At 63.3% G+C, this 23917-nt stretch carries 25 protein-coding genes; 13 read left to right on the top strand and 12 right to left on the bottom strand.

The genetic code is table 11. The annotated features are described in order from the left end of the window. Positions 1-43: 43 nt before the first annotated feature. A complete protein-coding gene (locus tag MTX23_RS13225; RefSeq protein WP_280977097.1) occupies positions 44-1237 on the bottom strand; it encodes a low temperature requirement protein A in 1194 nt (397 codons plus the stop codon). Positions 1238-1261: 24 nt separating this feature from the next. Further along, positions 1262-1498: a BolA family transcriptional regulator gene (locus MTX23_RS13220; RefSeq protein WP_024518049.1), complete on the bottom strand. Its 237-nt coding sequence runs from the start codon at positions 1496-1498 to the stop codon at positions 1262-1264. Positions 1499-1681: 183 nt separating this feature from the next. Here MTX23_RS13220 and MTX23_RS13215 point away from each other — a divergent pair, with 183 nt between their 5' ends. Next, a complete protein-coding gene (locus tag MTX23_RS13215) occupies positions 1682-2041 on the top strand; it encodes a DUF427 domain-containing protein (RefSeq protein ID WP_280977096.1) in 360 nt (119 codons plus the stop codon). A 131-nt stretch (positions 2042-2172) separates the two neighbouring features. Here the strand turns inward: MTX23_RS13215 and MTX23_RS13210 are convergent, their stop codons facing one another. After that, positions 2173-2346, bottom strand: a complete 174-nt coding sequence (locus MTX23_RS13210) for a DUF1328 domain-containing protein (protein WP_280977095.1) — start codon at positions 2344-2346, stop codon at positions 2173-2175. Between the two features lie 194 nt (positions 2347-2540). On the opposite strand from MTX23_RS13210, the gene MTX23_RS13205 reads away from it, so the two are divergent. Continuing rightward, on the top strand, positions 2541-3725 hold the full coding sequence (locus MTX23_RS13205) for an acyltransferase (protein WP_280977094.1): 1185 nt from the start codon (positions 2541-2543) through the stop codon (positions 3723-3725). A gap of 394 nt (positions 3726-4119) precedes the next feature. Further along, complete coding sequence (locus MTX23_RS13200; protein ID WP_280977093.1) at positions 4120-4380, top strand: GlsB/YeaQ/YmgE family stress response membrane protein; 261 nt, start codon at positions 4120-4122, stop codon at positions 4378-4380. A 126-nt stretch (positions 4381-4506) separates the two neighbouring features. On the opposite strand, the gene purL is transcribed toward MTX23_RS13200, so the two are convergent. Next, positions 4507-6726 carry a phosphoribosylformylglycinamidine synthase subunit PurL gene (gene purL / locus MTX23_RS13195; RefSeq protein WP_280977092.1) on the bottom strand — a complete coding sequence of 740 codons (2220 nt, stop codon included), beginning with the start codon at positions 6724-6726 and terminating at the stop codon, positions 4507-4509. A gap of 161 nt (positions 6727-6887) precedes the next feature. On the opposite strand from purL, the gene MTX23_RS13190 reads away from it, so the two are divergent. Then, on the top strand, positions 6888-7379 hold the full coding sequence (locus MTX23_RS13190) for a PaaI family thioesterase (RefSeq protein ID WP_280978065.1): 492 nt from the start codon (positions 6888-6890) through the stop codon (positions 7377-7379). A gap of 154 nt (positions 7380-7533) precedes the next feature. Here the strand turns inward: MTX23_RS13190 and MTX23_RS13185 are convergent, their stop codons facing one another. Next, a complete protein-coding gene (locus MTX23_RS13185) occupies positions 7534-8349 on the bottom strand; it encodes a class I SAM-dependent methyltransferase (protein WP_280977091.1) in 816 nt (271 codons plus the stop codon). A gap of 194 nt (positions 8350-8543) precedes the next feature. On the opposite strand from MTX23_RS13185, the gene MTX23_RS13180 reads away from it, so the two are divergent. Both MTX23_RS13180 and MTX23_RS13175 read left to right on the top strand, forming a co-directional pair. After that, complete coding sequence (locus tag MTX23_RS13180; protein WP_280977090.1) at positions 8544-9242, top strand: helix-turn-helix domain-containing protein; 699 nt, start codon at positions 8544-8546, stop codon at positions 9240-9242. Between the two features lie 375 nt (positions 9243-9617). Then, positions 9618-10562, top strand: coding sequence for a DMT family transporter (locus MTX23_RS13175; protein ID WP_280977089.1), 945 nt, complete (start codon positions 9618-9620; stop codon positions 10560-10562). Between the two features lie 224 nt (positions 10563-10786). Here MTX23_RS13175 and purQ read toward each other — a convergent pair whose 3' ends face one another. The 3 genes from purQ to purC are packed head-to-tail and all read right to left on the bottom strand — an operon-like array spanning position 10787 to position 12516. After that, positions 10787-11488 (bottom strand): phosphoribosylformylglycinamidine synthase subunit PurQ, encoded by a 702-nt coding sequence (purQ, locus tag MTX23_RS13170; RefSeq protein WP_280977088.1) that lies wholly within the window; start codon positions 11486-11488, stop codon positions 10787-10789. A gap of 10 nt (positions 11489-11498) precedes the next feature. Then, positions 11499-11738 (bottom strand): phosphoribosylformylglycinamidine synthase subunit PurS, encoded by a 240-nt coding sequence (gene purS / locus MTX23_RS13165; RefSeq protein WP_280977087.1) that lies wholly within the window; start codon positions 11736-11738, stop codon positions 11499-11501. Positions 11739-11748: 10 nt separating this feature from the next. Further along, complete coding sequence (gene purC, locus MTX23_RS13160) at positions 11749-12516, bottom strand: phosphoribosylaminoimidazolesuccinocarboxamide synthase (RefSeq protein WP_280977086.1); 768 nt, start codon at positions 12514-12516, stop codon at positions 11749-11751. A 349-nt stretch (positions 12517-12865) separates the two neighbouring features. Between purC and MTX23_RS13155 the strand changes: the two genes are divergently transcribed. Further along, complete coding sequence (locus MTX23_RS13155; protein WP_280977085.1) at positions 12866-13189, top strand: DUF1476 domain-containing protein; 324 nt, start codon at positions 12866-12868, stop codon at positions 13187-13189. Between the two features lie 145 nt (positions 13190-13334). On the opposite strand, the gene cynS is transcribed toward MTX23_RS13155, so the two are convergent. Next, complete coding sequence (gene cynS / locus MTX23_RS13150; RefSeq protein WP_280977084.1) at positions 13335-13823, bottom strand: cyanase; 489 nt, start codon at positions 13821-13823, stop codon at positions 13335-13337. Between the two features lie 152 nt (positions 13824-13975). Beyond that, positions 13976-14704 carry an SDR family oxidoreductase gene (locus MTX23_RS13145; protein ID WP_280977082.1) on the bottom strand — a complete coding sequence of 243 codons (729 nt, stop codon included), beginning with the start codon at positions 14702-14704 and terminating at the stop codon, positions 13976-13978. A 252-nt stretch (positions 14705-14956) separates the two neighbouring features. Between MTX23_RS13145 and MTX23_RS13140 the strand changes: the two genes are divergently transcribed. The 3 genes from MTX23_RS13140 (at position 14957) to MTX23_RS13130 (ending at position 19103) form a co-directional block, all read left to right on the top strand. Beyond that, positions 14957-17377 carry a phosphoketolase family protein gene (locus tag MTX23_RS13140; RefSeq protein ID WP_280977081.1) on the top strand — a complete coding sequence of 807 codons (2421 nt, stop codon included), beginning with the start codon at positions 14957-14959 and terminating at the stop codon, positions 17375-17377. A 28-nt stretch (positions 17378-17405) separates the two neighbouring features. After that, positions 17406-18596, top strand: a complete 1191-nt coding sequence (locus tag MTX23_RS13135) for an acetate/propionate family kinase (RefSeq protein ID WP_280977079.1) — start codon at positions 17406-17408, stop codon at positions 18594-18596. Positions 18597-18710: 114 nt separating this feature from the next. Next, complete coding sequence (locus MTX23_RS13130; RefSeq protein ID WP_280977077.1) at positions 18711-19103, top strand: NUDIX hydrolase; 393 nt, start codon at positions 18711-18713, stop codon at positions 19101-19103. A gap of 80 nt (positions 19104-19183) precedes the next feature. Here the strand turns inward: MTX23_RS13130 and MTX23_RS13125 are convergent, their stop codons facing one another. Next, a complete protein-coding gene (locus tag MTX23_RS13125) occupies positions 19184-20182 on the bottom strand; it encodes a lytic transglycosylase domain-containing protein (protein WP_280977075.1) in 999 nt (332 codons plus the stop codon). Positions 20183-20388: 206 nt separating this feature from the next. On the opposite strand from MTX23_RS13125, the gene MTX23_RS13120 reads away from it, so the two are divergent. From MTX23_RS13120 to MTX23_RS13110, 3 genes are all read left to right on the top strand, one after another. After that, the gene (locus MTX23_RS13120) at positions 20389-21375 is read left to right on the top strand and encodes a L,D-transpeptidase family protein (protein WP_280977074.1); all 987 of its coding nucleotides are present in this window, start codon (positions 20389-20391) and stop codon (positions 21373-21375) included. Between the two features lie 418 nt (positions 21376-21793). Next, complete coding sequence (locus MTX23_RS13115; protein ID WP_280977072.1) at positions 21794-22063, top strand: hypothetical protein; 270 nt, start codon at positions 21794-21796, stop codon at positions 22061-22063. Between the two features lie 268 nt (positions 22064-22331). After that, a protein-coding gene (locus tag MTX23_RS13110) for an IS5 family transposase (RefSeq protein ID WP_280972717.1) occupies positions 22332-23095 on the top strand; the annotation gives its coding sequence in 2 pieces (ribosomal slippage) (positions 22332-22673 and positions 22676-23095; 762 coding nt in all). 166 nt (positions 23096-23261) lie between these two features. On the opposite strand, the gene MTX23_RS13105 is transcribed toward MTX23_RS13110, so the two are convergent. Further along, on the bottom strand, positions 23262-23825 hold the full coding sequence (locus tag MTX23_RS13105; RefSeq protein ID WP_280977070.1) for a Chromate resistance protein ChrB: 564 nt from the start codon (positions 23823-23825) through the stop codon (positions 23262-23264). Positions 23826-23917: the final 92 nt, after the last annotated feature.

The following is a 23917-nucleotide window of genomic DNA, read 5'->3' as shown; positions in this document are numbered from 1 at the left end:
AGGAGATAGACCATTGATGAGATAGTGAATCGCCCATATGCGGTTACGCTTGCTCTTCACCTTCCGCCGCCGACGACCCCAGCGAGATCGATTCCCACGCTGCGACCACAATCATGATCGCGGTGGTGACGATCGAGAGCCACAGCGGCGACAGCTCGCTTGCGAAATAGGCGGTTATGGCGAGCGCGACGATGCCGACGCAATGCGAGAGCTGCAGGAAATTGCGGATCACATGCTTGAACAGGATGGTCCCGACCAGGAACAGCAGCGGACCGCCTACCGAGCTCACGATCGTCTTGAGATCGGAATGCCCGCTCGGGTGCTTCAACACCAGCTCGTCGGCGACCGCGGTGAGGATGATGCCGCCGACGATCGGCATATGGAGATAGGTGTAGGCGATCCGCGCCACGCGCCCGGACTCGGCCGATTTCGAGATCATCTCCGAGCCGGCCTCCGCCCCCTTGTGGAAGTAGATCCACCACATCGCAATGCTGCCGACCAGGGCGGAGACGAAGGCGGCAACGTTCTCCGGCGTCCAGGCCAAATCGGCGAAGGTCGCGCCGTCGACGACGATGGCCTCGCCGAGCGCGATGATAACGAACAAGGAGCAGCGCTCGGCCATATGGCCGCCCTCGACCGCCCAGGCCTCAATCGAGGAGAAGCCGAGGTTCGGCGTCCAGAACCGCGCGGCCGGCGCGACATATTCGATCACCAGCGCCGCGATCCACAGAAGCAGCCGGGTGTCGCCCTCGGACAGGCCGCCTGATATCCAGAGCACGCCCGAGCAGGTCAGCCAGGTCAGGATGCGGATCGCGTTGTGGCGTACCGCCGTCCGGTGCCGCGGCGTCGCCAGCAGCCAAAACAAGGTCCGCCCAGTCTGCATGACGGCATAGGTGGCGGCAAACCACAGCCCGCGCCCCTCGAACGCCGTCGGGATCGACGTCGACAGCACGAGCCCGCCCAGCATCATCAGGAAGAGCAGGATGCGGACCGGCGTCAGCTCGGGGTTGAGCCAGTTGGTGACCCAGGTGGTGTAGACCCATACCCACCAGACCGCGAGGAACAGCAGCGTGACCTGGACCGCGCCGAGCGGGGTGAAATGGTGCAGCAGCGTGTGCGACAGCTGCGTGACGGCGAAGACGAAGACGAGGTCGAAGAACAGCTCGGCGTTGGTGACGCGGCTGTGCTGGTTCGGCACGACAACGCGGAACATCGCGCCGTCTGGGTTGTCGGCCATCGATCAGGCCTCCGCCGGCCGGACCTAGCCTTCCGGCACGCCGGTCTGCAGGGCCAGCGCGTGCAGCACGCCGCCCATCTGCCCTCTGAGCGACTGGTAGACGATCTGGTGCTGCTGAACGCGGGACTTGCCGCGGAAGGACTCTGAAATCACAGTGGCCGCGTAGTGGTCGCCGTCGCCGGCCAGATCGCGGATCGTTACCTCGGCGTCCGGGATCGCGGCCTTGATCATCGATTCGATATCACGGGCGTCCATCGGCATCCCAGTCCACCTCCATCAGGTCATTCGAATCATGGCTGGATCGGCAGCCATGCAGGTAAAACCTAGCGCCAGTGGTCTTCTAGGTCATCCCCGGCAGCACTATATTCCCATTCCCAGCGATTTAAACCTGCATCAATCGGTCACAAGCATTCACGTCGAAATGACCAGAAAGGGCGCAGAACCATGAAGCTCCCCGGCCCCGACCATCCGATCACGATCACGCCCAATGCGAAGCGCGTCCGCGTCACCGCAGACGGCGTTGTCGTGGCCGAGACCAGCCACGCGCTGACGTTGAAGGAAGCAAGCTATCCCGCCGTGCAATATATCCCGCGCCAGGACGCCAACATGGAGTTGCTGGCCCGCACCGAGCGGACCACGCACTGCCCCTACAAGGGCGACGCCAGCTATTTCAGCATCAAGGCCAACGGCAAGACGCTGGACAACGCGATCTGGACCTATGAGACGCCATTCCCGGCCATGACCGAGATCGCCGGCCACCTGGCGTTCTATCCGGACAAGGTGACGATCGAGGAAGTATCCTAGGGGTCAGTCTTCCCCTGTCGTGGTTGGCCTGGCTCGCCCCGGACTGTCACGCGGTCCCTTCCCAGCCCGCAAGACGTGAATGCCCGGGACAGGTCCGGGCACGACGACGAGGGTGTTCGACCCGGCTCAGGCTACGCTCTGAATATCGTGAGCCCGAGAATCAGAAGCACCAGGAAGATCACGACGAAAACGTAGAACAGGAAGCGCGCGATGTCGGCGGAGGCGGCCGCAATGCCGGTGAAGCCCAACAAGCCCGCGATGATCGACACGACAAGGAAGATCAGCGCCCATTTAAGAATAGTCATTACCAACTCCTCCAAACCGTGCGGCATGCGCGGCCGCCAGTCGCCGCGACAACGTCCGCGAATGACGGCAGTTCCTGAAACGAAGCAGATGCACGCAAATGATGGACCTCGACGCCACGGAATCGAGACGAATGGGCCTTGCTGAATCGGATTCCCGGTTGCAACATCCGATCACTCACCCTGCTGGGGGTACCATGAAATCGATCGCTCACGCCGCTCCGGCCGTCGACATTCAGGCAGCCCCGAAGGCTCATGCGCGCAATGTCGCGCTGGACCGTGCGCGCACATTCCTGACCCTGGTCGTGCTGCTGCATCACTCGGTGATCCCCTACACCTATTTCGGGCACACCGATCCGACGTCGTGGATCGGCTTCGACTGCGTGGTGCTCGCCACCGACAGCTTCTTCATGGCGATGTTCTTTTTCCTGTCGGGGCTGTTTGTCTGGCCTGGGCTTGGCCACAAGCCGCTGCCCATTTTCCTGCGCGACCGCCTGTTGCGGCTCGGCCTGCCGTTCGCGATCTGTGCCTTCACCGTGATCCCGCTCGCCTATTACGCGATCGCGTTGCGCGAGACGCCGACGCTGACCTTCTCTGAGTTCTGGTGGAAGACGGTGACTGTCGGACCATGGCCGAGCGGCCCGATCTGGTTCGTCTGGGTGCTGCTGGCCTTCGACGTGACCGCGAGCCTGCTCTACCGGGTGTCGCCGCGCCTGCTCGATCCGATCAACCGCCTGTCGCAGCAGGCATTCGATCGCCCCGCAACGTTCTGGCTGCTGATCGTCGTCGGGAGCGCCGCCGTCTACCTGCCGATGCTGGTCTATTACGGCCAGAACCGCTGGTTCGAGTTCGGACCATTTTCGGTGCAGGCCAGCCGCGTGCTGCTCTATGCGTCCTATTTCTTCATTGGCGCAGGCATCGGTGCGGCAAACTTCGAACGCGGCGTCCTCAGCGCGAACGGACGGCTGACCAGGACTCCGCTGTTCTGGGCGATCATCACGCTGATCCCTTACGCCGGGATGTGGATGATGATCTACATCAAGCGCGCGATCATCGGTAATCCCGATCCGCTGCCGGGCTGGTATCTCGCGTTCTACGGCACCTTCTTCGTGCTGTTCAGCGCCTCGATCCTGTTTGCGATCCTGGGCTATTTCCTGCACTCGAAGGCGTCGGGGCCGACGCTGCTCGATCGCATGCAGGGCGACGCCTATGGCATGTTCCTGGCGCATTATCCGATCGTGCTGTGGCTGCAATACTGGCTGTTCGACTTCGACCTGCCGGCGATCGCAAAGGCGGCGATCGCGTTCTTCGCCACGGTGGCGCTGAGCTGGGCCGCCACGGCGGCGCTGCGCAAGCTGCCGGGCGCCAAGCAGGTGCTGTAGCCTAGAGCATTGAGTATTCAACACCGGGACTGCGTCCCAGCGCGAACGGCGCCGCCAGCGCGTCTTCGCCTGGACGCATTGTGCGAGTAAGCGGCATCTGCACCGCCGCCAGGTCAACGCGAATCAAGCCGCACACGGCCGGAACCGAGCCTCACTCCACCATCCCGGCTTTTCGTCCACGGATTTCGCAGCGTGACGCGAGTTCGTCACAAACAGTATTGCACCGGAGATATCCGTGCGCATCGCCTTGGTGCGATTGGAGTCTTTCGTTCATCCTTGCACTCTTTCGTTGCTGCAGGTCGGCAGCAAGGCCTGCGGCGCGCGTGCATGCGATTGCGGGTGAATGGTTCTCGGTTATGCTGATCGCATTGGTGGACCGCACACGGAGACTAGGATGAACGACCCTCAAATCGGATGGATCGCCGCAATCATCGTCGGCGGGCTCGCCGGCTGGCTTGCCGAGATGTTCATGAAGTCCGGAACCGGCATCGTGATGAACATCATTCTCGGGATCGTCGGTGCGGCGCTGGCGAACTGGCTGCTCGGTCTCGTTGGCGTGTCGCTCGGCGGTGGATGGATCAGCTACCTCGTGGCCGGTTTCATCGGCGCCTGCATCATCATTTTCGCCTGGCGCGCGGTCCGGAGCGCGACCTGATTGCGATCTTCAATCGCGACAAGCGCAAAGCGTTTGCGCGAAGATCGTGCCCATACAAAAAGTAACAGCGCGATGATGCTTCATCGCGCTGTTGCCGTCATCTTACCTTCACACTGTGACGCCTGATCAGGCAGCAGCGCCGCGCATATAGTTCGGCAGCCAGTGTTCGAACGCGTGCGAGAGAGTCTCGACCGATACCGGCGGCTCGCCGGCGACGGCGATTGCGTCGCCCCCGGTGGTGCCGATCCGCACGCAGGGCACGCCCGCGCCCTTCATCTTGGCGAGCACGAGGCCGGCTTCCGCTGCCGGCACGGTGACGATGTAGCGCGCCTGATCCTCGCCGAACCAAAAGGCATGCGGCACGATCGAGCTCGGCGCAGCCAGAAGCTGCGCGCCGATGCCGCTCGCGATCGCCATCTCGGCCAGCGCGATCAGAAGCCCGCCGTCAGAGACGTCATGCACCGCGGTGGCGGTGCCGGCGTGGATCATGCCGCGCACGACGTCACCATTGCGCTTCTCGGCGGCGAGATCGACCGGAGGTGGAGCGCCCTCCTCGCGGCCGCAGATGTCGCGCAGATAGACCGACTGGCCGAGCCAGCCCTTGACGTCGCCGATCAAAAGGATCGCTTCGCCCGCAGCCTTGAACGCCAGCGTCGCCGACTTGGTGAAATCGTCGAGCAAACCGACGCCGCCGATCGAGGGTGTCGGCAGGATGCCGCGGCCGTTGGTCTCGTTGTAGAGCGAGACGTTGCCGGAGACGACCGGGAAGTCCAGCGCGCGGCAGGCTTCCGAAATGCCCTTCAGGCAGCCGACGAACTGGCCCATGATCTCGGGTCGCTCCGGACTGCCGAAATTGAGATTGTCGGTGATCGCGAGAGGGCGGCCGCCGACCGCGGTGATGTTGCGCCAGGCTTCGGCCACTGCCTGCTTGCCGCCCTCGAACGGATCGGCCTCGCAATAGCGCGGCGTGACGTCGACGGTGAGCGCAAGGCCCTTCGGCCCCTCCTGCACACGAACAACGGCGGCGTCGCCGCCCGGCCGCTGCACGGTATTGCCGAGAATGACGTGGTCGTACTGCTCCCACACCCAGCGCTTGGAGCAGAGCTCGGGCGTGCCGATCAGCTTCTCCATCGCCGGCGCGATGCCGAGCGGCGGATTCACGTCCTGCGCGCGGATCACCGGCAGCACGTTCGAGGCGACGTGCGGACGGTCATAGACCGGCGCCTCGTCGCCGAGCTCCTTGATCGGCAGGTCGGCCATCACGTCGCCGCCGTGCTTGACGACGAAGCGCTTGGTCGACGTGGTGTAGCCGACGATGGCGAAGTCGAGCCCCCATTTGCGGAAGATCGCCTCGGCCTGCTTCTCCTTCTCGGGCTTCAGCACCATGAGCATGCGCTCCTGGCTTTCCGAGAGCATCATCTCGTAGGCGCTCATGCCGGTCTCGCGGGTCGGCACCGCGTTGAGATCGAGCTCGATGCCGAGATCGCCCTTGGCGCCCATCTCGACCGCCGAGCAGGTCAGACCCGCCGCGCCCATGTCCTGGATCGCGATCACGCACCCCTGCTCCATGATCTCGAGGCAGGCTTCCAGCAGCAGCTTCTCGGCGAAGGGATCGCCGACCTGCACGGTCGGGCGCTTCTCCTCGGAGGCGTCGTCGAACTCGGCCGAGGCCATCGAGGCGCCGTGGATGCCGTCGCGGCCGGTCTTGGAGCCGAGATAGACGATCGGCATGTTCACGCCGGACGCCGCTGCGTAGAAGATCTTGTCGGCGTCGGCGAGGCCGACCGCCATCGCGTTGACGAGGATGTTGCCGTCGTAGCGGGTGTGGAAGCGCACCTGGCCGCCGACCGTCGGCACGCCGAACGAGTTGCCATAGCCGCCGACGCCCGCGACCACGCCGGACACCAGGTGCCGGGTCTTGGGATGCTCCGGCGCGCCGAAGCTCAGCGCATTGAGGCAGGCGATCGGGCGGGCGCCCATGGTGAAGACGTCGCGCAGGATGCCGCCGACGCCGGTGGTCGCGCCCTGATAGGGCTCGATGTAGCTCGGGTGGTTGTGGCTCTCCATCTTGAAGACCACGGCCTGGCCGTCGCCGATATCGATCACGCCCGCGTTCTCGCCGGGGCCCTGGATCACCCAGGGCGCCTTGGTCGGCAGCCCGCGCAGATGGATGCGCGAGGACTTGTACGAGCAGTGCTCGTTCCACATGGCCGAGAAGATGCCGAGCTCCGTAAAGGTCGGGACCCGCCCGATCAGCTTCAGGATGCGCTCATACTCATCCGGCTTCAGCCCGTGGGCGGCGACGAGTTCGGGGGTGATCTTGGGCTCGTTCTTGGGCTCGTTCATGGGTCCCTTAATAGGTAGATCGAACGGGGGCGAAAAGGCCTTTTACGGGGCATTTTCGGCCTGTCCAGAGCTTTGCGGCGGCTGGCCGCGGATCGCAGGATTTGCACATCGCGGATGGATCGGATTTAAGGACCGAAACCCGATAATTGAAGGCCAATTTCGTGAACGAGCTCGCCAAGACCGCAATAGAGACCGCATTCAATCGCCGCCCCGATCTGCACGTCGAAACCGAGGGCGAATTCGCCGGCTGGCGAACGTGGACTCGCGACAATTTCGAGACCCATACCGGCCCCTTCTACCACCGCATGGACGAGAATGGCGTCATCACCTGCGCGTTCCGGGTCGGCAAAAAGCACCTCAACGGCTCCGGCAACGTCCACGGCGGCTGCTTCATGACCTTCGCGGACTACTGCCTGTTCGCGCTCGCCGCCTCGGTGCTCCAAGGGCCCGGCGTCACGGTGTCGTTTTCCTCGGAATTCCTCGACGCGGCCCGCGAGGGAGAGCTGATCGAATGCACCGGCGAGGTCACTCGCGCCGGCGGATCGTTGATTTTCGTGCGAGGTATGCTGACCTCGGGCGAGCGGCCGCTGTTCACCTTCTCCGGCACCATCAAGCGGGTGAAGCGGAAGGCGCCGGCGGAGGCCGGCGCGTAGGGTTCGGAAAGCGCGATGAGACGAGGATGAACCGTCATCGCGCTTTGGCCTCTTTGATCCTTCCCGGAAGCATTCTACCGGATCGTACTCCAGGAATCGGAAACGGATGCAGCCGAAGAGCCTGGCGACGATGCGGCCACTCTCTGGCGCGACCTCAAGATCTCGTAACTACGACTTCGAGATATTCGCCGGGGACGATGAGGCTGCCGCCACGGCTCCAATTCGATCTTTCCAGCAGGTCGAGAATGTCGGCTTCAAGTGCGGCCGCCTTCTCGGCATCCAGCGCCGCGAACGCACGGTTCGTAGGACCGTAGCAGGTGCGGAAGACCTCGAGCCAGTGCTCCGGAGATTCATACCTGAAGGTGAAGATCTGCACGGAGCTATCGATTTCATGCCCTTGGAACAGCTCTCCGAGGCGGGCCGCAGTTCCCCAGAGCGTAGGCGACTTGATGCCGGCCGGCGGCGGCACGTAGCTTCCAACGGTTTTGAGAAGCTGGCCGATAAAGCCATCCGGCGTCCAATTGGCGAGCCCGATCTTACCTCCTTTGCGGACGACGCGAATGAGCTCGGCGGCCGCCTTCTCCTGATTTGGAGTGAACATGACACCGAACGTGGACAGCGCCGCGTCGAAGCCGCCATCAGCAAATGGAAGCGCTTCGGCGTCGGCCTCCTGAAAATTGACGGCGAGACGATCGGCGGCGGCGCGCTCCTTGCCTCGCTCGAGAAGTTCACCGACGTAGTCGGTGGAGGTGACGCGCGCGAAACGGCGTGCTGCGGCCAGGGTCGCGTTCCCGTTGCCGGCTGCAACGTCGAGCACGGTACTGCCGGCGCGCATATCGACAGCCTCGCAGAGCCGCTCGCCGACGATCTGAAGGGTCGTTCCAATGATTGCATAGTCGCCTGCGGACCAGACGGCCTGCTGGCGTTGCTTGATGGCAGTATAATCAAGGGGTAGCGTCGCAACCGACATAAGCGATCTCCTTTGCCTAAATACCTCCGCCTGAAGGCGGACCCCGCAACTTGCGAGCGGGCGGGAGCATCTCATCACGTCCCGGAAAGCGGCCAGTTCAGGATCTGAATCGGGGTGGTACAGATTTTGAACTGGCCCCGTTGGATCGATCGTAGCATTCTTCCCGTGCGGGTTATGGTCGGAGGAACGCTGCAATGTCCGACAGCGGCTACAATCAGTTCTGTCCCGTCTCGATGGCAGCAGAGATCATCTGCTCCCGTTGGACGCTTCTCGTACTGCGCGAGCTCGTGCTGGGTTCGAACCGTTTCAATGAACTGCGGCGCGGGTTACCGAGCATGTCGCCCGCGCTTCTCTCCAAGAGGCTAAAGGATCTCGAAGCCGCCGGGATCGTCGTGCACGCCGCCGCTGAACGCGAGCCTGGCGTACTTGAATATCGTCTCACCGAAGCAGGAAACGAGCTGCGTTCCATCATCGAAGCGATCGGCGTCTGGGGACATCGGTGGGTTACGACCGAAGCTACGCTGAAGAATCTCGATGCCAATCTGCTGATGTGGGACATCAGGCGAAACATAAACACGGATCCAATGCCCGCTCGCCGCAATACAATCCAGTTCATCTTCAATGACAGGCCGTCCTCGGAGCGCAATTATTGGCTCATCGTGGAGCCGGGCGCAGGAGTTGACCTGTGTCTCGTCGATCCCGGCTTCGATGTCGATCTTTACGTGTCAACGGATCTGCGGACGATGACCGAGATCTGGCTCGGATATGCGGCGATCAGCGCTGTGTCTGAAGATGGCCGGCTCATCCTGACAGGAAACCCGAAGCTCGCCGCCGACCTGCGCACGTGGTTGAAGCTCAGCATGTTCGCAAACAGCGAGAAGAGGGTTGCCTGAAGCCGGGCGCCATCGCGCTGGCATCGCGCGGCGCGCCAGTGTTGCTCCCACACCGGTGTGAAAGACGCATGGCTCGATTGAGATGCAGCACGCATGCGTCGTTCTGATATGCCGCGTGACAGAATTGCGAGTGAGCCGATGCCACTGTCGATCTCCGCGCCACGCCGCATAAGCGAAAATTCCTCGCCACGGCAAACCGGCTTGTCGACCGTCCGCCGAGACTGTGCCGCACCGAGATGATCCGGTGAGGCGCGGACGATTTATCCTCTGGCCTCCGCTGCGGTCCCGAAGTATCAGTGTCCCGGCGCGCCAATGCGCCGGGAGCCAATCAAGGTGCCGAAGAGCACAGCTAGAGCGGGTGGCGTGACGGCTCCCGTGCGAACGTCCACTGTATCCACGACAGCACCATACGTGCGCGGCTGGCGCGACTACGCACTGCTGCTGGCGCTCGCCTGCTGCTGGAGCTCGACCTATCCGCTGACCAAGATCGCGCTGGGCTCGATCCCGCCAGTCACCTTCATCTCGGCCCGCTCGCTGATCGCCGCGCTCTTCCTGCTCATCGTGCTGCGCATCCGCGGCATCCGCGTCCCGACCGACCTGAAGGCCTGGAAGCTGTTCGCGTTCCAGCAGACCATCAACTCCACGATCCCGTTCCTGGTGATCACCTGGGCGCAGCAATTCGTGCAGGCATCGCACACCGTGGTGCTGGCCTCGACGACGCCGATCTTCGCCTTCCTCATCACCTGGGCGATCACGCGGCACGAGCCGGCCTCGCTCATCAAGCTGCTAGGGGCGATCCTCGGCCTCACCGGAACGGTCGCGATCATCGGTCTCGATGCGCTCAGCGGTTTCGGCAAGGAGATCGCTGCCGAGATCGCGATCCTGCTCGCCACCATCTCGTTTGCCTGCGCCACGATCTTCGGCCTGCGCCTGTCGGATTACGACCCGATGGTTGTCGCGGCCGGTTCGCTGCTGTTCGGCGGAACGGTGCTGCTGCCCGTCGCATTGATCCTCGAACACCCCTGGACGCTGCATCCGACGCCGCAGGCGCTGGTGGCCACCGTCACCATGGGCGTCTTCTCGAGCGCGCTCGGCCTGATGCTGTTCTACATGTGCCTGACGCGGCTCGGCACGCTCGCCACCAACGCGCAGGCCTATCTGCGCATCCCGATCGGCGTGGCGCTGTCGGTCGTGCTGATCGGAGAATCCGTGCCGTCGAACCTCGCGCTCGGCCTCGTGCTCGTGATGGCCGGCGTCGCCGCGATGACCGTGCCGGCCGACGTGCTCAAACGCGGACTAAGTCGCTTACGGGGCACGTAGCTTCCGGTCGCGCCAAGGGGCATCATTCCAGGGCGCCGCGAGACGCGAACCTCATATCAGGTGCGCAATTGCGCATCGGGAATTTTGAGATTCTCAGGCGCGCAAATGCGCGCCATAGTTCGATGCTGACGCAACGCCGCGGAATGACGGGCATGCGATGACGTCTGACCGTCCGCCAGCAGCGGGCGGTATTCGCGACGTCGCGCGAGAAAGCACGATGCGCCTTACGCCGCCTTTTCGTGATGCTGGACCAGCCCTGCGAACAGGCCGCGACCGTCGGTGCACCCCATGATCTCTTCGACGTGGTTCTCGGGGTGCGGCATCATGCCGAGCACGTTGCCGCGCTCATTGACGATGCCGGCGATCGAATGCGCGGCGCCGTTGAAATTGAAGGCCTCGTCGACCACGCCTTCGGGCGAGCAGTAGCGATAGAGCACCCGGCCCTCGCCTTCGAGACGCTTCAGCGTCTCCTCGTCCGCCTCGTAATTGCCCTCGCCATGCGCGACCGGCACGCGGATCACCTGGCCGGCATTGTAGCCGCGGGTGAACGGCGTGTCGGAGCGTTCGACGCGCATATGCACGTCGCGGCAGACGAATTTCAGCCCGGCATTGCGCATCAGCACGCCCGGCAGCAGGCCGGACTCGCAGAGGATCTGGAAGCCGTTGCAGACGCCGAGCACCAGCCCGCCCTTGGCGGCGAAGTCGCGCACCGCGTCCATCACGGGCGCACGCGCCGCGATCGCGCCGCAGCGCAGGTAATCGCCGTAGGAGAAGCCGCCGGGCACCACCACGAGATCGATGCCCTTGGGCAGGGACGTTTCGGCGTGCCAGACCATCGCGGTCTCGTTGCCGGAGGCGAGCTTGAGTGCGCGCGCCATGTCGCGCTCGCGGTTGATGCCGGGGAAGACGAGGACGGCTGATTTCATGGATTGCGGCCTAGAGCAGTTCGACCCGGTAATTCTCGATCACGGTATTCGCCAGGAGCTTGTCGGCGGCGGCCTTCAGCGCAGCTTCCGCCCTCGCCTTGTCGGTCGCGGCGAGCTCGATGTCGAACACCTTGCCCTGGCGAACGCTGGCGATGCCGTCGACGCCAAGCGATTTCAGCGCACCCTCGATCGCCTTGCCCTGCGGATCGAGGATGCCCGACTTCAACGTCACAGTCACACGTGCCTTCACGATCGCCCCTTCAACTTTTCACCAGCACCGGGCCGGTCCCGGCCGGCCGCTCGTTTTCCATGAGAATGCCGAGCCGCTTCGCGACCTCGGTATAGGCCTCCAGCAGGCCGCCGAGATCCCTGCGGAAACGGTCCTTGTCCAGCTTCTCGTTTGACTTGATGTCCCACAGCCGGCACGAATCCGGCGAGATCTCGTCGGCGACGATGATCCGCATCATCTCGTTCTCGAACAGCCGCCCGCACTCCATCTTGAAGTCGACGAGGCGAATGCCGATGCCGAGGAAGAGGCCGGTCAGGAAGTCGTTGACGCGGATGGCGAGCGCCATGACGTCGTCGATCTCCTGCGGCGTGGCCCAGCCGAAGGCGGTGATGTGCTCTTCCGACACCATGGGGTCGTTGAGCTGGTCGTTCTTGTAATAAAATTCGATGATCGAGCGCGGCAGCTGGGTGCCCTCCTCGATTCCGAGCCGCTGCGACAGCGAGCCGGCAGCGACGTTCCGCACCACCACCTCGAGCGGCACGATCTCGACCTCGCGAATCAGCTGCTCGCGCATGTTGAGGCGGCGGATGAAGTGGGTCGGCACCCCGATGTCGTTGAGGTGCTGAAACAGGTACTCCGAAATCCGGTTGTTGAGGACGCCCTTGCCCTCGATCACCTGGTGTTTCTTGGCGTTGAACGCGGTCGCGTCGTCCTTGAAGTGCTGGATCAGGGTTCCCGGTTCGGGGCCTTCGTAAAGGACCTTGGCCTTGCCTTCATAAATACGGCGTCGACGGCTCATTGGGATGTACCGTGTTTTGTTGAAATCCATGAATTTGGGTGCTCCGGATGACTTGGGGTTACGACCCACGACGGAGCTGCCGCGGAGGCCTGGAATCTTGGTACTCCAACTGGAAACAGAACAAGAACCAAGCCTGCTGGCAACCTACCCGATTGGCCCATCCAGCACAATCGATACGACCCCATCGGGCTGACTTATACCGCCATATGATAAAGGGCCGATTCCGCCTGTTTTGCCTGCGGCTTAACGGCTCGTTGTGTTGCCGATTCCTCTTGCATATCTAGGCAGGGATCGGGGCTGCCGCAACGAGCTGCGGCCCACCATTCAGCAGGGGATTGGAACTTCGGCCATGAACGAATTCAACAAGCGCGAGGAAGGTTTCGAGAAGAAGTTCGCCCTCGACGAGGAGCAGAAGTTCAAGGCCGAAGCCCGCCGGAACAAGCTGCTCGGCCTATGGGCTGCGGAAAGGCTCGGCATCACGGGCGATGCCGCCAATACCTACGCCAAGGAGGTGGTGGCCGCCGATTTCGAGGAAGCCGGCGACCGCGACGTCCTCCACAAGGTGCTGAAGGATCTCACCGCCAAGGGCAACGCCGTCACCGAGGCCGACATCCGCGCCAAGATGGATGAACTCCTGGCACAGGCCGTGGCGCAGGTGAAGGCGGGCACCTGAGGACCCAATCCAACGCCTGCACGCGGCGGATGTCGATCCGGCGCGCTTGTGCGGATTTCGCCATGGTGAAGTCCGCACGCATGATCTCCAGAAGACAGCGGACGATGGCGCGCGACGCGCTTGCTGCGCCTGTCGCAATTCCGCTTCAGCTTTCCCTGAAGCCGTACTCCGGCACGTTGCCGCTGGCGCCGTAATATTTGTACGGCAGGAACTTGCCGCTCATGGTGATCTTGACGCGGTCGCCCTTCGGGTTCGGCAGCCGCTCCATCACCATGTCGAAGTCGATCGCCGACATGATGCCGTCGCCGAACTCTTCCTCGATCAGCGCCTTCCAGGCCGGGCCGTTGATCATCACGAGTTCGTAGAAGCGATAGATTAGCGGATCGGTCGGCGGCATCGGAATGCCCTGCCCGCGCATCGGCGTCTCGTTCAGCATCGCGACCTCCGATGGCGACAGCCCGAACAGTTCGCCGGCATTGGCCGCCTGCGGCTTGGTCAATTTCATCTGGCCGAGGATCGCGCCTGTTATCAGCACCTCCGAATAGCCGCCGATCTTTTCGCAAATGTACTTCCAGCTCCAGCCCTTCTCGCGCTTGATGTCGAGCAGCTTTTCGGTGAGCTCGGATCGTTTCATGGGTCGTCTCCTTGGGCGTTGCACTGTCCAACAACGAGCAAGGAGCATGCCAGCAATCGCGTGGCTTGCGCAGGCCTACGTTGGTAAAGATGCCGGCATGCCCGAGGCAGAGATCCCCGCGACATTGTCCGGATGAAGCGGCGGGATCGCCTCTAGAGATCGAAATTCGTCGGCAGCATGACGACGTCGCGGATGGTCATGCCGCGCGGCCGCGTCAGCATGAACATCACGACGTCAGCCACCTCGCTCGCCTCAAGCAGGCTTCCCGCCGCCTTGGCCTCCTCCAGCTTCTCCGCCGGCCAGTCGGCGAGCAGCGTAGTAATCACCGGTCCGGGCGAGATCGAGCCGACGCGAATGCCGTGCTTGAACACCTGCCGGCGCACCGTCTGCACGAAGCAGTTGATGGCCCATTTCGACGACGCATAGACCGGCTCCCACGGCGTCGGAAAATGCGCAGCGAGCGAGCTCGTGACGATGATGTCGCCCGTCTTGCGCGCGATCATGTGCGGCAGCACGTCGTGCACGTTCTTCATCACGACATTGACATTCAGGTTCAGCATCCGGTCGATGGCGCCGGTGTCGGCATCCACCAGGTCGCCGCCGATATAGGTCCCGGCATTGGCATGCAGGATGTCGAGCCGGCCGGCCTTCTCCAGCACGCCCGGCAACAGCGTCGCGCAGCCGTTCGGGTCGAGCAGGTCGACGACCAGCGGGATTGCGGCGTCGCCGTGCCTGTCGCGGAGCGACTTCAGCGCCGCCTCGTCGCGGTCGACCATCACGACGCGCGCCCCCGCCGCCAGCATCGCTTCCGCGCTCGCCAGACCGATGCCCGAGGCGGCCCCGGTCACGGCGGCGACTTTCCCTTCCAATTCTCTCGTCATAGGTCCCACCCTGCTGAACTCACCGCGCCTTGTGGCGGAGTATAGCAATCCGTCCGTTGTTGTCGGCGTCGGAGGCGGCCTGCCACTTGCCTCGCTTGGTTGCATACATTGCGCCGACCGGACAATCTGCCGCGGGGTAGAGGCTTTGCCCCATCTCAACCTGTCGTCCTATTTTGCAATCTAACGTCGGCGCCGATGGAACAGATCGGCGGCTTGGGGGTCATTTGTTCGCATCCTCCCAAGGAGATCGGCATGCAGCTGACGACACCCCCAGGCGAACAAGCCCGCACCGACGATCTGGAACTGCTCGACCGCTACTGGCGCGCCGCCAACTATCTCTCCGTCGGCCAGATCTATCTGCTCGACAATCCGCTGCTCAAGGAGCCGCTCAAACCCGAGCACATCAAGCCGCGGCTGCTCGGGCATTGGGGCACCACGCCAGGCCTCAACTTCATCTACGCCCACCTCAACCGCGCGATCCGCGCATCCGATCTCAGCGTCATCTACATCTGCGGTCCCGGTCATGGCGGACCCGGCATGGTCGCCAACACCTATCTCGAGGGCACCTACACCGAAATTTATCCGGAGGTGACGCGCGATGCGGATGGCTTGCGCAAGCTGTTCCGCCAGTTCTCCTTCCCCGGCGGCATTCCGAGCCACGCCGCGCCCGAGACGCCCGGCTCGATCCACGAGGGCGGCGAGCTCGGCTACGCGCTGGTGCACGCCTACGGCGCCGCCTTCGATAACCCCGACCTGATCGTGGCCTGCGTGGTCGGCGACGGCGAGGCGGAGACCGGCCCGCTCGCGGCCTCCTGGCACTCCAACAAGTTCCTCAATCCGGTGCATGACGGCGCGGTGCTGCCGATCCTGCACCTCAACGGCTACAAGATCGCCAACCCCACCGTGCTGGGGCGGATGAGCGATGACGAGCTGCGCAGCCTCTTCACCGGCTACGGTTACGAGCCGCTGTTCGTCGAAGGCGACGATCCGCCTGCGATGCATCGGCTGATGGCCGACACGCTCGACACCGCGCTCGCCGGCATCCGCTCGATCCAGCAAGGCGCGCGCCAGCAGGCCGCGGGCGTCCAGCGGCCGAAATGGCCGATGATCGTGCTGCGCAGTCCGAAGGGCTGGACCGGCCCGAAAGAGGTCGATGGCTTGAAGGTCGAAGGATTCTGGCGCGCCCATCAGGTGCCGATATCAAATGCACGCAGCAATTCCGATCACCTGAAGTTGCTCGAACGCTGGATGAAGGGCTACGAGCCGGACAGACTGTTCGGCGCGGACGGCCGGCTGGTGCCGGAATTGCAGGCGCTCGCGCCGACCGGCGATCGCCGCATGGGCGCCAATCCGCATGCCAATGGCGGCCTGCTGAAGCGCGAGCTCAAGCTGCCGGATTTCCGCAAGCATGCCATCGAGGTGCCCTGCCCCGGCGGCGTTGTCGCCGAAGCCACGCGCGAGCTCGGCAAGCTCCTGCGCGAGGTGGTGAAGCTGAACGCGGATGCCCGCAATTTCCGCATCATGGGTCCGGACGAGACCTCATCGAACCGGCTCGACGCGGTGTTCGAGGCGACCGACCGCGTCTGGATGGAAGGGATCGAGTCCTATGACGTCCACCTCGCCCATGACGGACGGGTGATGGAGGTGTTGAGCGAGCATCTCTGCCAGGGCTGGCTCGAAGGCTATCTGCTCACCGGCCGGCACGGCTTCTTCTCCTGCTACGAGGCCTTCATCCACATCGTGGATTCGATGTTCAACCAGCACGCCAAATGGCTGAAGGTGTCGCGCGCGCTGCCCTGGCGGCGCCCCATCGCCTCGCTGAACTATCTGCTCACTTCGCATGTCTGGCGCCAGGATCACAACGGCTTCAGCCACCAGGATCCCGGCTTCATCGATCTCGTCACCAACAAGAAGGCCGATATCGTCCGCGTCTATCTGCCGCCGGATGCGAATACGCTGCTCTGGGTCGCCGATCACTGCCTGCGGACCTACGACCGCATCAACGTGATCGTCGCCGGCAAGCAGCCCTCCCCGCAATGGCTTCCGATGCGCGAGGCCATCACGCATTGCGAGGCAGGCATCGGCATCTGGAAATGGGCCGGCACGGAGCCGGCAGACGCCGAGCCTGACGTGGTGATGGCCTGCGCCGGCGACGTTCCGACGCTGGAGACGCTCGCCGCGGTCGACCTGCTGCGCAAGGCGCTGCCGGACCTGAAGATCCGCGTCGTCAACGTGGTCGACCTGATGACGCTGCAACCGAAGGAGCAGCATCCGCATGGCCTGTCGGAGCGCGATTTCGACAGCCTGTTCACCCGCGACAAGCCGGTGATCTTCGCCTATCACGGCTATCCCTATCTGATCCACCGCCTGACCTACAACCGCACCAATCATTCGGGCATGCATGTCCGCGGCTTTGCGGAGGAAGGCACCACCACGACGCCGTTCGACATGGTGGTGCTGAACCAGCTCGACCGCTTCCATCTCGCCATCGAAGCGATTGAGCGCGTGCCGGGGCTCGACGTCGTCGCCGCCCACGTCACACAGCAATACCGCGACGCCCTGATCGAGCACTCCCGCTACGTGCGCGAGCATGGCGAGGATATGCCGCAGATTCGTGACTGGGTCTGGCCCTATCGCGCAGCCGGCGCGACACCGCGCAAGTCCGGAGACTGAGGCGCAGCGAACGCGAGAGAGGCCGCCGATGTCCGACAGCGTCCTGGTGCTCAATGCCGGCTCCTCCAGCGTCAAGTTCGGCCTGTTCGACATCGCGCCGGTCGAGCCGGAGCTCAAATGCAAGGGCCTGCTCGACGAGCAGGAGCAGGTCCCGCGCGTCGTGGTGAGCGATGCGTCGGGCCATCAGTTGTTCGAGAAGCGCCGCGCGAGCGGCGCGGCGAAGGACAACGGCCTGTTCGCCGACATACTGGCCTGGATCGAGGACTATCTTGCGAACGGCAGGCTCGCCGCGGTGGGCCATCGCATCGTCCATGGCGGGCGCGACTTTTCCGGCCCCGTCGTCATCACTGAGCAAACTCTCGCCGCGCTGGATGCGCTGACACCGCTTGCGCCGCTGCACCAGCCGCGCTGCCTCGCGCCGGTTCGCGCGGTGCAATCGCTGCAGCCGGAGCTGACGCAAATCGCCTGCTTCGACACGGCCTTCCATCACGGCCTGACGCCGCCGGCGAGCCGCTTTGCCATCCCGCGGAATTTGGAAGCGCGCGGCATCCGCCGCTACGGCTTTCACGGCCTCTCCTTCGAATATGTCGCGGGCCGCCTGGCCGCGATCGCGCCGCAATGGGCCGGCAAGCGCGTCGTGGTGGCGCATCTCGGCAACGGCGCGAGCCTGTGCGCCCTGCATCGGGGCAAGAGCGTCGACACCACCATGGGCTTGACCCCGCTCGACGGTCTCGTGATGGGCACGCGCTGCGGCACGATCGATCCGGGCGTGCTGCTGTATCTGCTGCAGGAAGAGAAGATGTCGGCCGACGAGGTGCAGCATTTGCTATACGAAAAGTCCGGCCTGCTCGGCATATCCGGCGTGTCGGCCGACATGCGCGCGCTGCTGGCAAGTCGGGAGGCTGCCGCGCGTGAAGCCGTCGACCTCTTCACTTTCCGCGTCGCCGCCGAGGTCGCCGTGATGGCGAACACGCTCGCCGGTCTCGACGGCCTGGTGTTCACCGGCGGCATCGGCGAGCATGCCGCCGAGATCAGGCAGCAGGTCTGCGAACGCCTCGCCTGGCTCGGCGTTCGCCTCGATGCCGCAGCCAATGCCAAGGCGCAGCCACGCATCGCGGCGGCAGACAGCGGGGTCGACGTGCTTATCGTCCCCACCAGCGAGGAGAGCAGCATCGCGCGGCACTGCGCGGCGCTGCTCAGTTCGCGAGCGAACCCGTAAAGTTCCGGTAGCGTCCGCGCTCGTCAACCGGTAGTGGAACGATGCACCGCCGAACTTGTCTACCCGAGTAGACAAGCTAAAGTGTCATCGATTCCATTTAGATTTACTGCAGCAATGGCCAAGTCATCCAAGCTGGTGGCCGCGAAGCGCGGCAAGGTTCTTCTGGTACGACGCCGATCCGACGGTCTGTGGATGTTCCCCGGCGGGCGCAGGCGCGCTCGCGAGTCGGGAAAGGATTGTCTCCGGCGCGAGATCAAGGAGGAATTGCCAAAGCTCAAGCTCGGCAGGCTCAGCCTCTGGAGGGAAGTGAAGGCAAGGAATAAGCGCTCCGGCCGCAAGATGAGCGACGCGATCTTCATTGCCAAGAACGCCAAGGGCAGGCTGGCGATCGGCGACAAGAAGGAGATCGACCGCGCGGTCTGGCAGAAGCCCCGGGGAGTCCGCCTGACGCCGACCTCGCGCTATATCCGTGACCGCCTGTTTCCGAGGAAACGACGGCGGAGATAAGCGGCGGGATATTCGACCGCAGCGGAGGCCGCAAGCTTCCGCATTGCGATCAACCCCAACGCCACCCCCTCATCGGTACGTCAGCTCGATGAACGCTCGCGCGAGGCCAGGCGAATGGCAGGGCCTTTCGCGGACCTTGTCTTGGCGTGCGCGACGACGTGGCGCACCTTGCCGAGCCGGGCAGCCCCCGGTGTGGTCTTCTTGAGCAGGATCGCGAGCCGCTTGCGCACGCGGCCGGCCGCGGCCCTTGCCGCCTGCTCTGCGGCCTCGGCCTTGCGGATGATCATGGTCACACCGGGCGCGGCCAACGCCGAGACGAAGGCGACATCCTTCGACTTCGACAAGCCGCCGATCCCTTCGCAGGGTGCTTCGCGCGGCAGATCGATGCGGATCGCGAGCCGGTCGGCGTCCTCGATCCAGTCCTCCGCCCTGGTTCCGGTGATGATCCGGACATAGTCGCGGGTCTCACGCGGCAGTTCGCCCTGCCTGGAGAGCCACTTCTGGATACGGCCGGGGCCGGCGTTGTAGGCAGCAGCCGCAAGTCCGAGATTGCCGAAATCGTCGCGCAGCTTGCGCAACAGTTTTGCGGAGGCGGGCAGCGCCTTGAGCGGATCGAAGGGATCATCGAGGCCGACTTCCGCAGCCGTCTCCGGCATGAACTGCGCAACGCCCTGCGCACCCGCACGGCTCACTTCGTTCAGGCGGAAGCGGCTCTCCTGCCAGATCAGGCGCGCAAAAAACGCGACGGGTATTTTGCTCGCCTCGGCGGCATCCCGCAGGGTACGGCAAAACGCATCGATCGCGGATGCCTGCGGCTCGGCTGCGGTATTGCCCGGCTGGCCTGCAGGCGCAGGCGTTTCACCCTCGACCGTCGCACTCTCGACCATCCAACTCGGCTGTTCGCTGGCAACCGCGCTTTCGATGAAGCGGGCGGCGAAGGGAACGGCGTCGGATACGGAGTCCTCCGAAACAGGCGACGCTTGGGTTGTTGGGGTATCGTTTGGAACTGGGCTTGGCGAACGATCGACATCGACCATCAAGGCGAGAAACGCGGCAAGCACCGCGACGATGAATCGCATTTGCTTCGGAGGACCTGAATCGTGCTGTGAGTTGAATTGTGGTGTGAGTTGCGCGCAGAAATGCGCTTCCGATAACGACTTTTTAACGGGTCGATTGCGGCGAAGCTGCGATCTTCCCTGTTCCATCTCGGAACGTCGCCGGTGTTTGCGATGGAACTTCGAAGCTCCCCGTAACTTTACCGAATGATCCACGCATCGGATGCACGATGTTCCGATCGCTTGCCATTGTCCTTCTGCTTGTGTCGGCCGAGCCGGCGATTGCAGCACGGCTCGATGCCGCCTCCATCAATGACGCGGCGGCGCCGGCAAAAATGCCGGGCCATAACCAGCTCAGCGCCTCCATTGCCAAGCTCGAGATCCTGCTCGATCGCGCGCATTTTTCCCCTGGCGAGATCGACGGCAAGCTTGGCGAGAATGCACAGAAGGCGCTTGTCGCGTTTGCCGAGGCGAATGGATTGTCGTTCGACAAGGCCGTCACGACGGATCTCTGGGACAAGCTTGCCGCCGCCAGCGACGGTGCCATGATCGTCAACTACGAGATCGCCGGGGCCGACGTGAAGGGACCGTTCCTCAAGAAGCTGCCTGCAAAGATGGAGAGCATGAAGAACTTGCCGGCGCTGAACTACACCAGTCCACGCGAAGCACTCGCCGAGAAATTCCACATGAGCGAAGAGTTGCTTCAGGCGATCAATCCCGGGAAGAAATTCGACAGGGCCGGCGAAACGATTGCGGTTGCGAACGTCCTGCAAACCGGAAATTCGGTGCCGGTTGCACGCGTCGAGGTGGACAAGGCGCGGCAGACGGTCCAGGCGTTCGACGCAACGGGGAAACTGCTCGCGTTCTATCCCGCGACGGTCGGCAGTTCGGAGAAACCGACGCCCAGCGGAACGCTGAAAGTGACGGCGATCGACAAGAATCCGACCTATCGCTACAATCCCAAATACCACTTCAAGGGCGTCAAATCGAAGAAGCCCTTCACCATCAGGCCCGGTCCGAACAATCCGGTCGGCTCGATGTGGATCAACCTCTCGGCGGAGGGCTATGGCATTCACGGCACTGCCGATCCCGGCAGGATCAGCAAAGCAGCCTCACATGGCTGCGTGCGATTGACCAATTGGGATGCGCATGCGTTGGCTGCGGGCGTCAAGCGCGGCACGCCCGTGACCTTCCTGGATTTGACGAGCCGGACGTGATCGGGATTGCGGGAAAAGTGGAGCGTGCGCTCGGCCGCGATGTTCGATCGGATTCCCCTCGAGGGCCGACGGCCCCTTGTCCTCGCCGTCCGCCATCGAATACTTGGTGTCTCATAAGGCCAGGGGGCGCATTTGCTGAGCAACGAGACATTGGCCAAGCTGGTCGTCACCGCCCTGCTGCTCGGAGGCTTTCTGATTTGGCGGGTGCTGGATAAGGCCGACTTGTCGTGCCCAAATTGCCCGACGGAGTTTTCCGCCAATCGACGTTAGCTGTGGGCGGGCCCCCAAGGCGCCCTTTTTTTGGGGCCACGTCACGGTCCTGCTGCAGGGCATCCCTGATCGCGTGTCGGCAGGCAAAATGCTTGATCCCGCTCCATTGGCTCCTACTTCCCGCAATAGGGGCCATGAGGAGGTTCGCATGAAACTCACACGCCTTGTCCTCGCCTGCTCCGTTCTTTCCTGCGTGCTTGCGGGCCATGCAATTGCACGCGATGCAGCGACCGGTCACGGTCGCAGCCCAACCGGCACCGTTGGCGCAGATACTGCCACACCGCCGAAAGGTGCTGGACACGCTTCCAGCAAAGACAACCCGCGCAAATCCGACGACAACGCCGGCCGCAAGGGCGTCTCATGTCAGCGGGACATCTTCTTCAAGGGTGACGACGGCCAAATGCATCTCTGCAAATGAAGGCGTGAGACTCGATCGCCAACGCATGGCGGTCGCAGGAACAAATTGGGACAGCGTGCGTTACCGGTCCGTACTGCCATCTGGAGAGGGCCCTGGCGCATCAGCCCCTGCGTCGGGGCCTTTGTGTGCGGCGAACACGTGTGCGCCAAACAACACAACGCCGCCCGCTTGAAATACGCGCGAGCGGCGCTGGCTCTAGGCAGTGTGGACTCTAAGGATTCCCTTTTGAGAGCAAATCAGATTCAAGTCTGCTTTTGGGGAGGCAGTCTTGGGTGTGATGGATCGTTTGGTATTGAGCGACGCGGCCTGGGAGCGCATGGCGCCGCTGATCATCGGCCGGCCCGACCAGAAGGGCTCGACCGGGCGAGACAACCGGATGTTCGTGGAAGGTGTGCTTTGGATCGTGCGCACGGGCTCTCCCTGGCGTGATCTTCCGGAGGTGTTCGGGGACTGGAACAGTGTGTTCCGGCGCTTCAGCCGATGGAGCGCCAAGGGTGTTTGGTGGCGGATCTTCGAGGCGATGTCCGATGATCCGGACTTCGAATACCTGATCGTCGATTCCACCATCGTCCGGGCGCATCAGCACGCCGCCGGCGCGAAAAAAGGGGGCCTGAAGATCAGGCGCTTGGCCGCTCGCGCGGCGGCCTGAGCACGAAGATCCATATGGCCGTTCGCGGCTTGGGATGTCCTGTCCGGTTCACGCTCACCGCAGGCCAGAAGGGCGATGCACCGCAAGCCGCTGCGTTAATCGAGGGACTGCCTGCCGAGGTCGTCATCGCCGACACGGCCTATGACGCCGATCATTTGCGCAAACACATCGCCGCCAAAAACGCGCTCGCCGTCATCCCCAACAACCCGTCACGCGCGCTCAAATATCCGCTCGACAAGCATCTCTATGCCCAGCGCCATCTCGTGGAATGCTGCTTCTCCAAACTCAAGCAGTTCCGTCGCGTCGCTACCCGCTTCGAAAAAACCGCCCGAAATTACCGAGCCGTCGTCACTCTCGCTGCCATCGTCCTATGGATGCGATAAGTGTCCACACTGCCTAGCCCCAGGAAGGGTGATGCAAAATCCTGGTAAGCATACGTCTACATACCCCGCGCCAAGGTTCATGTCCCAAATGGGCTATCCGGGACGTTGGTGATCAAGCGCACGTGAAACGGCCTGCAGCGACCGGCGTCTAGCCGAACGAAGGGGGTCAATCCTTGATGCGGTTTTCGACGCGATTTTCATCCTGGGCCTCGAATACCCGTTGCGCATAGCTCTCAAGCAGCGCTTCACAGGCTTTGAGTTTCTGCTCTGCCTCGGCGGCAAGCGTTGCGCCGTAGAAGTCGAGCTTCTTGATTTTCTCCAGCCATCCCTGAAGCTTCTTGAGATCGGTATCTTCCTCCTCGAGCTCCGCGTAGGTGAACTTGTTGATCGAGAATTCCTTCGCGATCTCCTTCTCGAAATCGGCGCAGCGCCCGAGGAATTCGCGATATTGCTCATCGCGGTCCGCCTTGAAGCGGTCGACGACCTTGTCCTCCTGACTTTTGTCGAGCGCCACCGTCTCCAGGATGACGGCTTCACCATCCATCTCGGCGACCTCGTTCTCGATCATCTTCAGCTGCCTGATGTGCGCATCCGTTTTCGGAAGCAGGCAAACACCGTTCTGAAGATAGACCGCGCCCATTGCTTTCACGCGACGCCATAATGCGACCCGCCTGGCGCCGGGTTCGGGCGGGACTTTGTAGGTGAGAAGCAGCCAATTTGATTGTGACATGGCAACAATATGATGTTACGGTGGTTACAAATCAACTGGAACGCGCCCGAGGAAAGCGAAGTTTTCGGCTATAATGATGCCAAAGCGCGCCA

This window comes from Bradyrhizobium sp. ISRA436, from assembly GCF_029910015.1.
GTDB lineage: Bacteria > Pseudomonadota > Alphaproteobacteria > Rhizobiales > Xanthobacteraceae > Bradyrhizobium.
This window is presented reverse-complemented; position numbering and strand designations above follow the sequence as displayed.

Bases quoted from the DNA above. Each gene is read 5' to 3' on its own strand.
- MTX23_RS13225 (WP_280977097.1), bottom strand. From the start codon at position 1,237: ATGGCCGACAACCCAGACGGCGCGATGTTCCGCGTTGTCGTGCCGAAC.
- MTX23_RS13220 (WP_024518049.1), bottom strand. From the start codon at position 1,498: ATGCCGATGGACGCCCGTGATATCGAATCGATGATCAAGGCCGCGATC.
- MTX23_RS13215 (WP_280977096.1), top strand. From the start codon at position 1,682: ATGAAGCTCCCCGGCCCCGACCATCCGATCACGATCACGCCCAATGCG.
- MTX23_RS13210 (WP_280977095.1), bottom strand. From the start codon at position 2,346: ATGACTATTCTTAAATGGGCGCTGATCTTCCTTGTCGTGTCGATCATC.
- MTX23_RS13205 (WP_280977094.1), top strand. From the start codon at position 2,541: ATGAAATCGATCGCTCACGCCGCTCCGGCCGTCGACATTCAGGCAGCC.
- MTX23_RS13200 (WP_280977093.1), top strand. From the start codon at position 4,120: ATGAACGACCCTCAAATCGGATGGATCGCCGCAATCATCGTCGGCGGG.
- purL (WP_280977092.1), bottom strand. From the start codon at position 6,726: ATGAACGAGCCCAAGAACGAGCCCAAGATCACCCCCGAACTCGTCGCC.
- MTX23_RS13185 (WP_280977091.1), bottom strand. From the start codon at position 8,349: ATGTCGGTTGCGACGCTACCCCTTGATTATACTGCCATCAAGCAACGC.
- MTX23_RS13180 (WP_280977090.1), top strand. From the start codon at position 8,544: ATGTCCGACAGCGGCTACAATCAGTTCTGTCCCGTCTCGATGGCAGCA.
- purQ (WP_280977088.1), bottom strand. From the start codon at position 11,488: ATGAAATCAGCCGTCCTCGTCTTCCCCGGCATCAACCGCGAGCGCGAC.
- purC (WP_280977086.1), bottom strand. From the start codon at position 12,516: ATGAGCCGTCGACGCCGTATTTATGAAGGCAAGGCCAAGGTCCTTTAC.
- MTX23_RS13155 (WP_280977085.1), top strand. From the start codon at position 12,866: ATGAACGAATTCAACAAGCGCGAGGAAGGTTTCGAGAAGAAGTTCGCC.
- cynS (WP_280977084.1), bottom strand. From the start codon at position 13,823: ATGAAACGATCCGAGCTCACCGAAAAGCTGCTCGACATCAAGCGCGAG.
- MTX23_RS13145 (WP_280977082.1), bottom strand. From the start codon at position 14,704: ATGACGAGAGAATTGGAAGGGAAAGTCGCCGCCGTGACCGGGGCCGCC.
- MTX23_RS13140 (WP_280977081.1), top strand. From the start codon at position 14,957: ATGCAGCTGACGACACCCCCAGGCGAACAAGCCCGCACCGACGATCTG.
- MTX23_RS13135 (WP_280977079.1), top strand. From the start codon at position 17,406: ATGTCCGACAGCGTCCTGGTGCTCAATGCCGGCTCCTCCAGCGTCAAG.
- MTX23_RS13130 (WP_280977077.1), top strand. From the start codon at position 18,711: ATGGCCAAGTCATCCAAGCTGGTGGCCGCGAAGCGCGGCAAGGTTCTT.
- MTX23_RS13125 (WP_280977075.1), bottom strand. From the start codon at position 20,182: ATGCGATTCATCGTCGCGGTGCTTGCCGCGTTTCTCGCCTTGATGGTC.
- MTX23_RS13120 (WP_280977074.1), top strand. From the start codon at position 20,389: ATGTTCCGATCGCTTGCCATTGTCCTTCTGCTTGTGTCGGCCGAGCCG.
- MTX23_RS13115 (WP_280977072.1), top strand. From the start codon at position 21,794: ATGAAACTCACACGCCTTGTCCTCGCCTGCTCCGTTCTTTCCTGCGTG.
- MTX23_RS13105 (WP_280977070.1), bottom strand. From the start codon at position 23,825: ATGTCACAATCAAATTGGCTGCTTCTCACCTACAAAGTCCCGCCCGAA.